The sequence below is a fragment of the Streptomyces endophytica genome, from assembly GCF_026153355.1.
Classification (GTDB): Bacteria; Actinomycetota; Actinomycetes; order Streptomycetales; family Streptomycetaceae; genus Streptomyces; species Streptomyces endophytica.
The window spans coordinates 3178186-3191570 of sequence record NZ_CP110636.1; the positions used below are offsets into that span (position 1 = coordinate 3178186).

At 72.4% G+C, this 13385-nt stretch carries 10 protein-coding genes, 1 tRNA gene and 2 pseudogenes; 6 read left to right on the forward strand and 7 right to left on the reverse strand.

Annotated features, from left to right (window positions below; translation table 11 throughout):
• Window positions 1–7 precede the first annotated feature (7 nt).
• The 3 genes and pseudogenes from OJ254_RS14315 to OJ254_RS14325 form a co-directional block, all read left to right on the forward strand.
• Entirely contained in the window at window positions 8–700 is a 693-nt protein-coding gene (locus OJ254_RS14315; protein WP_261951297.1) for a response regulator transcription factor, read from the forward strand.
• Between the two features lie 13 nt (window positions 701–713).
• Window positions 714–2117: a sensor histidine kinase gene (locus tag OJ254_RS14320; RefSeq protein ID WP_265362641.1), complete on the forward strand. Its 1404-nt coding sequence runs from the start codon at window positions 714–716 to the stop codon at window positions 2115–2117.
• A gap of 326 nt (window positions 2118–2443) precedes the next feature.
• Window positions 2444–3346, forward strand: a pseudogene (locus OJ254_RS14325) (chitinase); the annotation flags it as partial.
• A 92-nt stretch (window positions 3347–3438) separates the two neighbouring features.
• Here OJ254_RS14325 and OJ254_RS14330 read toward each other — a convergent pair.
• Window positions 3439–4374, reverse strand: a complete 936-nt coding sequence (locus tag OJ254_RS14330; RefSeq protein WP_265362642.1) for a helix-turn-helix domain-containing protein — start codon at window positions 4372–4374, stop codon at window positions 3439–3441.
• 159 nt (window positions 4375–4533) lie between these two features.
• Here OJ254_RS14330 and OJ254_RS14335 point away from each other — a divergent pair, with 159 nt between their 5' ends.
• Entirely contained in the window at window positions 4534–5184 is a 651-nt protein-coding gene (locus OJ254_RS14335; protein ID WP_265362643.1) for an NAD(P)-dependent oxidoreductase, read from the forward strand.
• Between the two features lie 62 nt (window positions 5185–5246).
• Here OJ254_RS14335 and OJ254_RS14340 read toward each other — a convergent pair.
• From OJ254_RS14340 to OJ254_RS14355, 4 genes are all read right to left on the reverse strand, one after another.
• Window positions 5247–5322 (reverse strand) — tRNA-His (locus tag OJ254_RS14340).
• A gap of 162 nt (window positions 5323–5484) precedes the next feature.
• Window positions 5485–6138 carry an oligoribonuclease gene (gene orn / locus OJ254_RS14345; RefSeq protein ID WP_265362644.1) on the reverse strand — a complete coding sequence of 218 codons (654 nt, stop codon included), beginning with the start codon at window positions 6136–6138 and terminating at the stop codon, window positions 5485–5487.
• A 5-nt stretch (window positions 6139–6143) separates the two neighbouring features.
• The gene (locus OJ254_RS14350; RefSeq protein WP_265362645.1) at window positions 6144–7421 is read right to left on the reverse strand and encodes a helix-turn-helix domain-containing protein; all 1278 of its coding nucleotides are present in this window, start codon (window positions 7419–7421) and stop codon (window positions 6144–6146) included.
• A 349-nt stretch (window positions 7422–7770) separates the two neighbouring features.
• On the reverse strand, window positions 7771–8043 hold the full coding sequence (locus tag OJ254_RS14355; protein ID WP_265362646.1) for a hypothetical protein: 273 nt from the start codon (window positions 8041–8043) through the stop codon (window positions 7771–7773).
• Between the two features lie 401 nt (window positions 8044–8444).
• Here OJ254_RS14355 and OJ254_RS14360 point away from each other — a divergent pair, with 401 nt between their 5' ends.
• The gene (locus OJ254_RS14360; protein WP_265362648.1) at window positions 8445–8966 is read left to right on the forward strand and encodes a universal stress protein; all 522 of its coding nucleotides are present in this window, start codon (window positions 8445–8447) and stop codon (window positions 8964–8966) included.
• A 314-nt stretch (window positions 8967–9280) separates the two neighbouring features.
• On the opposite strand, the gene glmS is transcribed toward OJ254_RS14360, so the two are convergent.
• The gene (glmS, locus tag OJ254_RS14365; protein WP_265362649.1) at window positions 9281–11107 is read right to left on the reverse strand and encodes a glutamine--fructose-6-phosphate transaminase (isomerizing); all 1827 of its coding nucleotides are present in this window, start codon (window positions 11105–11107) and stop codon (window positions 9281–9283) included.
• Window positions 11108–11213: 106 nt separating this feature from the next.
• Entirely contained in the window at window positions 11214–11501 is a 288-nt protein-coding gene (locus OJ254_RS14370) for a hypothetical protein (protein WP_265362650.1), read from the reverse strand.
• 182 nt (window positions 11502–11683) lie between these two features.
• Here OJ254_RS14370 and OJ254_RS14375 point away from each other — a divergent pair.
• A pseudogene (locus tag OJ254_RS14375) lies at window positions 11684–13274 on the forward strand (beta-N-acetylhexosaminidase).
• Window positions 13275–13385: the final 111 nt, after the last annotated feature.

Genomic DNA, 13385 nt, shown 5'->3' on the forward strand with positions numbered 1-13385 from the left:
GCCGCCCATGGCACGTGTGCTCGTGGTCGAGGACGACCAGTTCGTACGCTCGGCCCTCATCCGGCATCTGACCGAGGCGGCCCATACGGTACGCAGCGTCGGGACCGCCCTGGAGGCGCTGCGCGAGGTGGCGCACGTCGGGTTCGACGTGGTCATCCTCGACCTGGGGCTGCCCGACCTGGACGGCGGCGAGGCGCTGAAGATGCTGCGCGGCATCACCGACGTCCCGGTGATCATCGCCACAGCCCGGGACGACGAGGCCGACATCGTGCGGCTGTTGAACGACGGCGCCGACGACTACCTCACCAAGCCGTTCTCGGTCGAGCACCTCTCGGCGCGGATGGCGGCCGTGCTGCGCCGCTCCCGGGCCGGTGCGGCCGGCGCGGAACCCCCCTCACGAGTGATCCGGGTCGGCGGGCTGTCCATCGACCCGCTGCGCCGTCAGGCCGAGCTCGACGGCGCTCCGTTGGACCTCACCCGCCGGGAGTTCGACCTGCTGGCGTTCCTCGCCGGGCGGCCCGGCGTCGTCGTCCCCCGCAAGGAACTGCTCGCCGAGGTCTGGCAGCAGTCCTACGGCGACGACCAGACCATCGACGTCCATCTCTCCTGGCTCCGCCGCAAATTGGGCGAAACCGCGGCGAAGCCCCGCTATCTGCACACCCTGCGGGGTGTCGGTGTGAAGCTGGAGCCACCGCGATGAAGGGCCGTGCGCTGTGAGGTGGGCCCTGGTCAAGGTGGCGCTGGCGGTCACCACGATGGTCGTGGTGGCCTTCGCCGTGCCCCTCGGACTCGTCGTCAAGGAGATGGCCAGCGACCGCGCGTACTCCAACGCCGAACGGCAGGCCGCCACGATCGGCCCGGTGCTCGCCATCACCACCGACCGCACCCAGCTGGAACGGGCCGTGGCCAGCGCCGAGACCGGCCCCGGCGGCCGCATCGGCGTCCATGTCCCGGCGAGCGGCAAGAACGGCAAGCCCGCCGAAATAGGCACCCGGCGCGCCGCCCCCGCGGACGTGGCCGCCGCCGTGAAACTCGGCCGGGCCTCCATCTCCCCGGTCCCCGGCGGCACTTCACTGCTCCAGCCGACCGCGGTGGCCTCCGGCATCGCCGTCGTCGAGGTGTTCGTCCCGGACGACGCGCTCACCAACGGCGTCACCACCTCCTGGGTCGTGCTGGCCGGCGTCGGCCTGGCGCTGGTCATCGGCTCGGTCGCGGTCGCCGACCGGCTCGGCACCCGGATGGTGCGCCCCGCCGAACGGCTCGCCGGCGCCGCCCACGACCTCGGCCACGGCCAGCTCGGCGTCCGCGTCCAGGAGGACGGCCCCAAGGAACTGCGGGCCGCCGCCACCGCCTTCAACTCCATGGCCGACCAGGTCGTCCAACTGCTCGCCAACGAACGGGAACTGGCCGCCGACCTCTCGCACCGGCTGCGCACCCCGCTCACCGTCCTCCGGCTCAACGCCGCCTCCCTCGGCGACACCCCGGCCGCCGAACAGACCCGCTCCGCCGTCGCCCAACTGGAGCGCGAGGTCGACCAGATCATCCGCACCGCCCGCGAACAGAAGGCCCACACCCAGCAGGCGGCGGCCGCGGCCGGCTGCGACGCCGCCGAGGTGATCCGCGAGCGGATGGCCTTCTGGTCCGCGCTCGCCGAGGACCAGGGCCGCACCGCCCGGGTCGCCGGCGCCGACCGCCCGGTCCGCGTGCCGGTCGCCCGCCCCGAACTCGCCGCCGCCCTCGACGCGATGCTCGGCAATGTCTTCCGGCACACCCCCGAGGGCACCGCCTTCGCCGTCGACGTCCACAACGCCGAGGACGCGGTGATCGTGCTGGTCTCGGACGCCGGCCCGGGCATCGCCGACCCCGAGGCGGCACTGCGCCGCGGCCACGGCGGAGGCGGTGAGGGCTCCACCGGCCTCGGGCTGGACATCGTGCGCCGGCTGGCCGAAGCCACCGGCGGTGACGTCCGCATCGGCCGCTCCGTCCTCGGCGGCACCGAGGTACGCGTCTGGCTCGCCCTGGACGGCCGGCGCGGCCCGCGCGGCACCCGCCGCGGCCACCGGCTGCGCCGCACGCTGCGCACCCGCGGCCGGCGGGCCGCCCGCACCGGCTCCTGAGCGCCCGTCACCGGGCATAGGCCGGGGGTCTTAACCACCGCCTTCCGCTTCCTTAAGGCCGCCATAATTCCGCCAACGTCCGTACGGATCCCGGCATTTGTCCGTTTCGCTGTCGCTAGCGTGCGGGGCACACCGACTTCCCCCGGTGCACCAGCCACCCCCCACGTGACGACAGGCAGGACCCGATGAGTTCCTCCGCACACCGCCGGCGCAAGAGCCGCACCAGCAAGCTGATCCTCACCGGCGCGGCCGCGGCGGTCGCGGCCGGCGGCGCGTTCGCCGTCGCCGGCTCCGCGCTCGCCGACAAGGCACCGCGCGCCCCCCGTACCAAGGCCGCGGCCGGCTTCGCCCCGTACGTCGACACCTCCCTCTTCCCCGCCTACGACCTGGCCGGCACCGCGCAGAAGACCGGCGTGAAGAACTTCAACCTGGCCTTCATCACCTCCGGCGGCGGGTGTACGCCGAAGTGGGGCGGCGTGGTGGACCTCGGCAGCGACCCGGTGGCCAAGCAGATACCCGCGCTGCGCAAGGCCGGCGGCGACGTCCGGGTCTCCTTCGGCGGCGCCAACGGCTCCGAGCTCGGCGTCGCCTGTACCTCGGCGGACCAGCTGGCCGCCGCGTACGGCAAGGTCATCGACCAGTTCAAGCTCACCCGGGTCGACTTCGACATCGAGGGCGGCGCGCTGCCCGACACCGCCGCCAACACCCGCCGCGCCCAGGCCGTCGCACGCCTCCAGAAGAGCCACCCGGGCCTCGACGTCTCCTTCACCCTGCCGGTCATGCCCGAGGGCCTGACCCAGGACGGCGTGAACCTGGTCGCCGACGCCAAGAAGAACGGCGTGAAGATCTCCGCCGTCAACATCATGGCGATGGACTACGGCTCCTCCTACAACGGCGACATGGGCACCTATGCCACCCAGGCCGCCACCGCCACCCACGGCCAGCTCAAGAAGGCCCTCGGCCTGAGCGACGCGGCCGCCTGGAGGACCGTCGCGGTGACCCCGATGATCGGTGTCAACGACGTCCAGAGCGAGGTCTTCAAGACCGACGACGCCACCCAGCTGGTGACGTTCGCCAAGAGCAAGCACCTGGGCTGGCTGTCGATGTGGTCCGCGACCCGCGACCAGGCCTGCGCCGGCGGCGCGTCGAACTCCGCCCAGCCGACCTGCAGTTCCATCGAACAGCGCCCGCTGGACTTCACCAAGGCCTTCGGCGCGTACACCGGCTGACCCCCACCGGCGGTCCGGCCCCCAACCGAGACGGACCACCGCCCCACGGGGGCGTCTCCTGAATCCCGCCGGGCTGACGGAGGAGACGCCCCTCACGCGGGGCGCAGTGGGCCTCCCCCCACCCGCTGCGCCCCGCCCCGTACCGCCTCCCGGAAGGCGATCGGGGTGCGGCCCGTCCGGCGCTGGAAGAACTTGCTGAAGTTCGTGGCGTCGGCGAAGCCCAGCCGGTCCGCGATCCGGGCCGCGGACTGGTCACCGTGCGCCAGCAGCCGCTTGGCCTCCAGCACCACCCGGCGGTCGATGAACTCCTTCGCCCCGACCCCGGCGGTGGCCTCGGTGGCCCGGGACAGGGTGCGCGGCGCGTACCCCAGCGCACGGGCGTAGTCGCCGACCCGGCGGCTGCGGGTGAAGCCCCGCTCCACCGCGTCCCGGAACCGCAGATACGTCTCGCCCGCCGGGCGGCTCCCCGCGTCCCCGGCCGCCCCGTCCGGGTGCGCGGCCCGCAGCACCAGTACGGCCAGCAGATGCCGCAGCACCTCCAGATGGACCTCCAGCGGCAGCCCGCCCAGCGCCCCGAACTCCTGGTGCAGCTGGCCCATCGCCTCGGCCACCCGGCGCGCCGCCGCGCCCCGCGGATGCCGTACGGGCGGCCCGTACCAGTCCTCGATCCGGGCCGCGGCCGCGGTCGCCGGGTCCAGGAAGCCCGCCTCGAAGAGCACCAGCCGCCCCTCCGCGCCCGTGAGATCGCCGAAGTGCTGCACCTGCCCGGGGCGCGACCACAGCAGGTCGCCCGGGGCCAGCGCGTGCTCGCGGAAGTCGACGCTGTGCACCAGCCGGCCGCGGTCGAGCAGCAGCAGGTGGTGGAAGCCGGGCCGGTGCGGGGTGGACAGCTGGCAGGCGTCCGCCCGCTCCCGCAGCTCGGCGAGGGTCAGCACCTCCACGCCCGACGGCCGCCCGGCCGGCGCGGAGAACGCCACCTCCCGGATCTCCGGCACCGGCTCCTCGCCCCCCTGTCGCTTTCTGACCATGCCCGGTCCCTCCGCTACCCCGAAAACCCCCGCTGGTGGCCCTAGCGTAGGAGACGTCAGCGAGACCGCTGACCGAAAACGGAAGTCCGCACCCGGACCCACCGGCCACCCCGTACGACCGGCCCACCCCGGTCACACCGCACAGCTGGGAGACCCACCATGTCCACGATCGCTCTCTACGGCGCCACCGGCACGATCGGCGGCCGCATCCTCGACGAGGCGCTGCGGCGCGGTCACCAGGTCACCGCGGTCGTCCGCGATCCGGCGAAGCTCACCACGAGCCACCCGGCCCTCACCGTGACCACCGGGGACGTCCTCGACCCGGCCTCCGTCGCCGCGGTCGCCGAGGGCACGGACGTCGTGGTCAGCGCGGTCGGCGGCGGCGACGGGCCGGGCCACCTCGCCACGATCAAGCCCGCCGCCGAGTCCCTCGTCGCCGGGCTGCGCACCCTCGGCGCGGCGGCGCCCCGGCTGATCGCGGTCGGCGGCGCCGGCTCGCTCCGTACGCCCGACGGCAAGCAGGTCTGGGACGCCGAGGGCCTGCCGGAGTTCCTGCTCCAGATCATGCACGCGCACGGCGACGCGCTGGACCTCTACCGCTCGGTCTCCGACGTGCGCTGGACCAACCTCAGCCCGGCCGCCACCATCGCGCCCGGCGAGCGCACCGGCACCTACCGCACCGCCACCGACGACCTGATCACCGACGCCGCCGGCGAGAGCCGGATCTCCGCCGAGGACTACGCGGTCGCCGTCGTCGACGAGATCGAGCGGCCCCGGCACATCGGCGAGCGCTTCACCGTCGGCTACTGAACGGCCGCCGCCGGCGCCCGGACAACACGAAGGCCCCCGACCAGAGGTCGGGGGCCTTTCAGTGGGGTGAGTAACGGGACTTGAACCCGCGACATCCTGGACCACAACCAGGTGCTCTACCAGCTGAGCTATACCCACCATGACCGGTGCTGTGTGGTTCTTTTTCCCCACCGGCTGAGAAAAAGTGTACAGGGTCCGGAGGGGTGCTCGCGCCCAGGTTTCCGGGCGGGGGAGCGTGGGCGTGTCTTCCGGGTCGTCACCGCGGCTGCGGCGGCGACCCGGAAGACGGCCCGGGGTGGATCACGACGACGGCGCGGACTGCGGCGAGACCGGCGGCGTGGACTCCGGCGCCGGCTCGGCCGGCACCACGTGCTTGGCGGCGATGGTCTTCGCGGTCTCCGAGTCGGGGCCGGGCTGCGGCACGAAGACCGCCTCCCGGTAGTAGCGCAGCTCCGCGATGGATTCACGGATGTCCGCCAGCGCCCGGTGGTTGCCGTTCTTGTCCGGACTGTTGAAGTAGGCCCGCGGGAACCAGCGCCGGGCCAGCTCCTTCACGGACGACACATCGACGATCCGGTAATGGAGATGGCTCTCCAGCGCCGGCATGTCACGCAGCAGGAAGCCACGGTCGGTGCCGACGGAATTGCCGCACAGCGGCGCCTTCCCCGGCTCCGGCACGTGCTGCTTGATGTACGCCAGCACCTGGGCCTCGGCCGCCTCCAGCGTCGTCCCGCCGTCCAGCTCCGCCAGCAACCCGGAGGCGGTGTGCATCTGGCGCACCACCTCCGGCATGGTGCGCAGCGCCTCGGCCGGGGGGCGGATCACCACATCCACCCCGTCGCCCAGCACATTCAGCTCCGAGTCGGTGACCAGTGCGGCCACCTCGATGAGCGCGTCGTTCGCCAGCGAGAGACCGGTCATCTCGCAGTCGATCCACACCATGCGATCGTTCATACATCTCACCCTACGGGGCGCTCGCGCTGTCCGGGGAGCACGGGGCGGCCCGCAGCCCGGCCGACCGCGGCCTCCGGCACCCTGGGGGCGTACGCGTCCGACTGCGGTTTGGCCGCCTCGGCCGCCTCCGCCAGGCCGTGACCGGCCAGCGCGGACGCGGAGAACCCCGCGCCCGCCCCCAGCGCCGCCCGCTCGCGCTCCGGCCGCTCGGCGCGCTCGGCCCGCTCGGGTCTGAGCGCGGGCTCGGGCGCACCGTTCTGCGGCCGGCGTGCGCGGTAGGCCGCGCGGTAGGCGGCCGGCGAGGCCCCCAGCTGGCGCCGGAAGTGGCCGCGCAGCGCGACCGGCGACCGGAACCCGCAGCGGCCGGCGACCTCGTCCACCGAATAATCGGAGGTCTCCAGCAGCCGCTGGGCCTGCAGCACCCGCTGGGTGATCAGCCACTGCAGCGGCGCGCTCCCGGTGAGGGAACGGAACCGCCGGTCGAAGGTGCGCCGGCTCATGTACGCGCGCGCGGCGAGCGTCTCCACGTCGAACTGCTCGTGGAGGTGCTCCAGCGCCCAGGCGACGACCTCGGCGAGCGGGTCGGCGCCGATCTCCTCAGGTAATGACCTGTCCAGGTAGCGCTGGTGACCGAGGTCGGAGGCGGTGCGCCGGGGCGGCACCACCAGCCGGCGGGCCAGCGCGTTCGCGGCGTCCGCGCCGTGGTCGGTGCGCACGATGTGCAGGCACAGGTCGATGCCGGCGGCGGTGCCCGCGGACGTCAGCACGTCGCCGTCGTCGACGAACAGCTCCCGCGGGTCCACGTGGACGGACGGATAACGCTTGGCGAGCGTCGGCGCGTACATCCAGTGGGTCGTGGCCGGCCGGCCGTCGAGCAGTCCGGCCGCGGCGAGGACGAACGCCCCCGTGCACAGCCCGACGATCCTGGCCCCCTCTTCGTGCGCCCGGCGCAGCGCGTCGAGCGCGGCGGGCGGCGGGGCCTGGGTGATGGAACGCCAGGCCGGTACGACGACCGTCCCGGCACGGGAGATCGCCTCCAGCCCGTAGGGGGCGGACAGCTCCAGCCCCCCGGTCGTGCGCAAAGGTGCATCTTCGCCCGCGCACACAAGTAGCCGGTACCTCGGAACCCCGGCGTCCTGTCGGTCGATGCCGAAGACCGAGAGCGGAATGGAGCTCTCGAAAATAGGGCCGCCGCTGAAGAGAAGCACCGCGACTATTTCGCGGCGCCGTCGGGCGGCGAGCTTGCGTGCGGCATCTGGTACGGCAGCGGAGTCCTGGCTCATGGCACTTAAGCCCCCCTCGGTCGTCTCGCCCTCTCGGTCCTGCACAGCTCCCCCGCCGTCACTACCAAGATCGAATCTACTGTGTTCCGTGAGGATGGAGTGCCAAGTTCACCACCCGCTGGTATGTCGATATGGCAACTTGGCGCGAAGCATTCGATCACGAAGCGTTCCACTCGTCGGCCCTGCAAGGGAAGTACGCGTCTCGGCTCTGCCCGTTCGCAGTAGGACACAACCATGCCCAGCGGTCCTTTCCTCCCTGCTCACACCAGGGTTGGGGGGTGCGGGGAGCAAGGTGTGGGCGCCGGCCGGAAGTTGGCTGAAAACGGTCGTGCGCGGACTTGTAGGCGCCTCAGTCGACCGGCGTACGCCGTTCGCCGTGCCGCCCGCCCCTGCGCGCCCGCGCCCCGGAACGTCCGCTTCTGTCCCGTTGTCGTCCGGCGGCTCGCCCGCGGAGTCCGGCCGCGGACCGTTCGGACCGCCGCAACAGCGCGCGGCAGGCGCCGGTCACCAGGGCCAGACCGGCGGAGGTGCCGGCCGCGCCGGCCCACGAGGCGCCGCTGATGATCAGTACGAAGGGGACCAGGGCGCAGCTGAACGCTCCCCAGCGCACGACATCGCTCACTGGGTCGGGTGATCTGTCGGGCGGCAACGGCACCTCGTGCTCCCCTCGGGCGGGCTGCTACTACAACGCCGCCGACGATCTTGGGTCACCGCGAGGGGTACGTACGGGGGCAGGACGGGGCATTGCCATCCGCGCCACGCTCCGGCATGCTCCGGGGAACGTTCGAGGCCCCCGGTCCACCTCGTCCGGGCGCCCGGTGCCCGCGGCGGGCTCTGGGCAGCGGGGGAGTGGCGCCGTACTCTTGGGGTATCGGGTTGGGAAGATGATTCCCAGTCGTATCGTTCCTCTTTGAACTATGGCTCCCGGTCCTCGATCGAGCCAGCTCAGTCAACTGCCGGATCAAGTCAATCGCCGTTCCCCGTTCGCCCCTCCGCAAGAGGACGTCCTCGCCGAGACACCCCATGGCCGGTCACGAAATCCCCGAACCCGCGGACCGCAAGCAGGTCGCCGATCCGATGGCGGACCTGGAAGCGGCGGAAAAGACGCGCCACTCCTGCGATCCGGCATTCCGGCACGGCGTCGTGGTCGGCTTCGACGGCTCCATGTCGAGCGAACGGGCGTTGGCGTATGCAATCGGTCTCGCGCGGCGCCACGGCGCCGGTTTGATCATCGTCCACGTCGCCAACCGGCTCCCGACGACGGTCTGGGCGGGCTGCGAGCCCCCGGTCTTCGTCGACGTACCCGACCACCGCACCGAGGTGCTCGGGCTGGAGCTGGCCTGCGCGGACCACCTCTCCGAGGTGCCCTGGATCCTGGTCGAGCGCGGCGGGGACATCTGCCACGAGCTGGAGGAGGTCGGCCGGGAGTACGAGGCCGACGCGATCGTGGTCGGCTCGACGCACGGCATCGTCGGCCGGATCTTCGGCTCGGTCGCGGGACGGCTGGCCCGCCGGGCGCAGCGCCCGGTCATCGTGATCCCCTGACGGATCGCTTCTTCTCCCCGCCTCCCGCGTGCAGTTGAGGAGGCGTCAGGAACGGGCCGGGTCGGCGGTTCCCCCTCTCTCGTGCAGCGGAAGAGGTGGATTGTGCGCCAAAGAAGGGTAGAAAACGGTCACGTGGGCGCGCCGCACCACGGGCCCGGCGGCCGCGCGCACGGCAACTGCGTGCTGCCGGCCGGGAGGTGACGGTTCCCAGGCGGTGGCATCCCGCCGGCGTTTTGGGCGACGCCGGCACAGGGGAGGCGGCGGCGTCGCGCGCGTAATGGTGGCACGCGCGCGACGCGGTCGCCGGTAGGTGACTACTCCACCGTCACGGACTTGGCCAGGTTCCGGGGCTTGTCGATGTCCCGGCCGAGGGACAACGCCGTGTGGTAGGCGAGCAGTTGGAGCGGGATGCCCAGCAGGATCGGGTCCAGCTCGGGCTCGTTCTTCGGCACGATGACGGTGTCGTCGGCCTTCTCCTGGTCCTGGTGCGCGACGGCCAGGATGCGGCCGCTGCGCGCCTTGATCTCCTCCAGGGCGGCGCGGTTCTTCTCCAGCAGGTCGTCGTCCGGGACGATGGCGACGGTCGGCATGGCGGGCTCGATGAGCGCCAGCGGGCCGTGCTTGAGCTCGGAGGCCGGGTACGCCTCGGCGTGGATGTAGGAGACCTCCTTGAGCTTCAGGGACGCCTCACGGGCCACCGGGTAGCCGCGGACCCGGCCGATGAACATCATCGACTTGGCGTCCGCGTAGCGCGCCGCCAGCTTCTTGATCTCGTCCTCGCCCTTGAGGATCTCGTCGATCTGGCCGGGCAGCTTGCGCAGGCCCTCGATGATCCGCTTGCCGTCCGCGACGGACAGGTCGCGGATGCGGCCGAGGTGCAGGGCGAGCAGTGCGAAGGAGACCACCATGTTGGTGAAGCACTTGGTGGAGACGACGCAGACCTCGGGGCCGGCGTGGACGTAGATGCCGCCGTCGGTCTCCCGGGCGATCGCCGAGCCGACGACGTTCACCAGGCCCAGGACCCGGGCGCCCTTGCGCTTGAGCTCCTGGACGGCGGCCAGCACGTCGTAGGTCTCACCGGACTGGGAGACCGCGACGTAGAGGGTGTCGGGGTCCACGACCGGGTCGCGGTAGCGGAACTCGGAGGCCGGCTCGGCGTCCGAGGGGATGCGGGCCAGCTCCTCGATCATCTGCGCGCCGATCTGGCCGGCGTGGTACGAGGTGCCGCAGCCGAGGATCTTGACCCGGCGGATGGTGCGGGCCTCGCGGGCGTCGAGGTTGAGGCCGCCGAGGTGCACGGTGGAGAACCGGTCGTCGATCCGGCCGCGCAGCGCGCGGTCCACCGCGTCCGCCTGCTCGTAGATCTCCTTGTGCATGTAGGTGTCGTGGCCGCCCAGGTCGTACGACTCGGCCGCGTACTCGACGGTCTCCGGCGTCGCGGTCGTGCGCGAGCCCTCGGTGGTGTACGTGCGGTAGTCGTCGGCCTTGAGGGTGGCCATCTCGCCGTCGTCGAGGGTGACGACCTGGCGGGTGTGCGAGACCAGCGCGGCGACGTCGGACGAGACGAACATCTCGTGCTCGCCGATGCCGAGCACGACCGGGGAGCCGTTGCGGGCGACCACGATCCGGTCGGTGAAGTCGGAGTGCAGCACGGCGATGCCGTAGGTGCCCTCGATGTGCCGCAGTGCCTCGCGGACCTTCTCCTCCAGCGTCTCGGCCTGGGAGCGGCCGATGAGGTGCGCGAGGACCTCGGTGTCGGTCTCGGAGGCGAAGACGATGCCGTCGGCGGTCAGCCGGGCGCGCAGCTCGGCGGCGTTGTCGATGATGCCGTTGTGGACGACGGCGACCTTGCCCTCGGTGTCCAGGTGCGGGTGGGCGTTGTCGTCGGTGGGCGCGCCGTGGGTGGCCCAGCGGGTGTGCGCGATGCCCGTGGTGCCGGCGAACCGCTTCGGCAGCCGGGCCTCCAGCTCCCGGACCCGGCCCTTGGCCTTGGCGGTCTTCAGGCCCGCGGACTTGCCGGTGCCGCTCGCGTGGAGGGCGATGCCGGCCGAGTCGTAGCCGCGGTACTCCAGACGGGCCAGGCCCTCCAGGAGCAGGGGAGCAACATCGCGTTTGCCGATATAGCCGACGATCCCGCACATACAGTGACCCTCCGAGAAAGACGTGTGTCGGTTGTGGTGTGCCCGGTGCCTGCCGGGCGCCTCCGCCGTGGATCCGGCCCGCCGTGGACCGGCCGGCCGTGGACCCTCAGCCGTAGACGAGGCGGCGCAGCTGGCGGGCGGAGAGATCGGGCGGGGCCACGGCGCGGTGCGGCATCTCGTGGCGGATCCGTTCGAAGATCTCCTCGTTGCGCAGCCCGTGGGACTGCAGCTCCCGATGGCGCCGGCGGACGAACTCCTCCGTCGTCTCGTCGAAGTACGCCAGCACGTCCAGCACCACCCGGGCGGCCTCACCGCGCTGCAGCGGTGTGCTGCGCACCAGGTGTTCCACCAGGTCGTCATGTGGCGCATCAGCGCGGTTCCGGCGTTCGAGCACCCGTCGATACTGCGGGGCGCCGCCAAGATTCGCAAGAAATCTGCCCGATATCGGGCACGTCCCCGATTTGGGTGCGGGAAAGTGGTCTACACCTTGACCCCGTTCCAGGCTCGCGGTACGCATGGTCACCGCTCGGTCGCTCCATGCCATGACATGCCCGACGCTCGCCGAAGGGACCGTCGATGAGACGACGCAGACTGCTGGGTCCGCTGCTGGCCGTGGCCGCGGCGCTGGGAACCGCCGCCGCCCCGCCCCCGCCGCACGGGCCGCCGCCCCCACCGTCCCCCTCGACCGGGTCGTACCCGCCCCGGCGTCCGTGCACGAGGGCGGCACCCCGTACACGATCGGCGCCGGCACCCGCATCCGCGTGCCCGGCGGCTCCGGCGACGTGCGGCGGATCGCCGGCTATCTGGCGGGCCTGCTGCGCCCCTCCACCGGCTACGCCCTGCCGGTCACCACCAAGGACGGCGACGGCATCGTGCTGCGGCTCGGCGGCCGGGGCACCGCGGAGCTGGGCGCCGAGGGCTACCGGCTGCGCGCCGACGGCCACGGCGTGACGATCGGCGCCCGCCGGCCCGCCGGCCTCTTCCACGGCATCCAGACCCTCCGCCAGCTGCTGCCCCCGGCCGCCGGCGAACACCGCGAGCAGGCCGGGCCCTGGAGGATCGCCGGCGGCACCGTCACCGACACCCCGCGCTACGGCTACCGCGGCGCGATGCTCGACGTGTCCCGGCACTTCTTCACCGTCGACCAGGTGAAGCGCTACGTCGACCAGCTGGCGATGTACAAGATCAACAAGCTGCATCTGCACCTGTCCGACGACCAGGGCTGGCGGATCGCCATCCGCTCCTGGCCGCGGCTGGCGACCTACGGCGGCTCCACCCAGGTGGGCGGCGGCAAGGGCGGCTACTACAGCCAGGACGACTACCGCGAGATCGTCCGCTACGCCGCCGACCGCTACCTCACCGTCGTCCCCGAGATCGACATGCCGGGCCACACCAACGCCGCGCTGGCCTCGTACGCCGACCTCAACTGCAACGGCGTCGCGCCGCCCCTCTACACCGGCACCCACGTCGGCTTCAGCTCGCTGTGCGTCCCGAAGAAGGTGACCTACGACTTCGTCGACGACGTGGTCCGCGAGCTCGCCCGGCTCACCCCGGGCCCGTACCTCCACATCGGCGGCGACGAGGCGCACTCCACCAGCCACGCGGACTACGTCACCTTCATGGACAAGGTGCAGCCGGTGGTCGCCAAGTACGGCAAGACCGTGATCGGCTGGCACCAGCTGACCGGCGCGCACCCGGCGAAGGGCGCCCTCGCCCAGTACTGGGGCTACGACGCCACCGGCGCGGCGGAGCGCCAGCAGGTCGCCGACGCGGCCCGGAACGGCACCGGGCTGATCCTCTCGCCCGCCGACCGCGCCTACCTCGACATGAAGTACGACAAGGACACCCCGCTGGGCCTGTCCTGGGCCGGCTACGTGGGCGTCCGGCGGGCGTACGACTGGGACCCGGGCAGCTACCTCCAGGGCGCGCCCGGCGAGGCGATCCGGGGCGTCGAGGCGCCGCTGTGGTCCGAGACCCTCTCGACGTCCGCGCACATCGAGTACATGGCCTTCCCGCGGCTGCCCGGCATCGCGGAGCTCGGCTGGTCCCCGCGGACACCCACGACTGGGCCTCCTACCGCGAGCGGCTGGCCGCCCAGGGTCCCCGCTGGGACGCGCTGGGCATCCATTACTACCGCTCACCGGAAGTCCCCTGGCCGACGGCGTGACGGCGTGACGGCATGCGCGCTTCGCCTCCGCCCGGTGCGCGCCACGGCGTAACGGTGCGCCGCACGACGTGAGGCGCCCGCGGCACGCGTCACAGCGTTCACGGCGCGTGC

Excerpts from the sequence above, each read along its gene's own strand:
- OJ254_RS14315 (WP_261951297.1), top strand. The coding sequence starts at position 8 with ATGGCACGTGTGCTCGTGGTCGAGGACGACCAGTTCGTACGCTCGGCC.
- OJ254_RS14330 (WP_265362642.1), bottom strand. The coding sequence starts at position 4,374 with ATGGTCAGAAAGCGACAGGGGGGCGAGGAGCCGGTGCCGGAGATCCGG.
- OJ254_RS14335 (WP_265362643.1), top strand. The coding sequence starts at position 4,534 with ATGTCCACGATCGCTCTCTACGGCGCCACCGGCACGATCGGCGGCCGC.
- orn (WP_265362644.1), bottom strand. The coding sequence starts at position 6,138 with ATGAACGATCGCATGGTGTGGATCGACTGCGAGATGACCGGTCTCTCG.
- OJ254_RS14350 (WP_265362645.1), bottom strand. The coding sequence starts at position 7,421 with ATGAGCCAGGACTCCGCTGCCGTACCAGATGCCGCACGCAAGCTCGCC.
- OJ254_RS14360 (WP_265362648.1), top strand. The coding sequence starts at position 8,445 with ATGGCCGGTCACGAAATCCCCGAACCCGCGGACCGCAAGCAGGTCGCC.
- glmS (WP_265362649.1), bottom strand. The coding sequence starts at position 11,107 with ATGTGCGGGATCGTCGGCTATATCGGCAAACGCGATGTTGCTCCCCTG.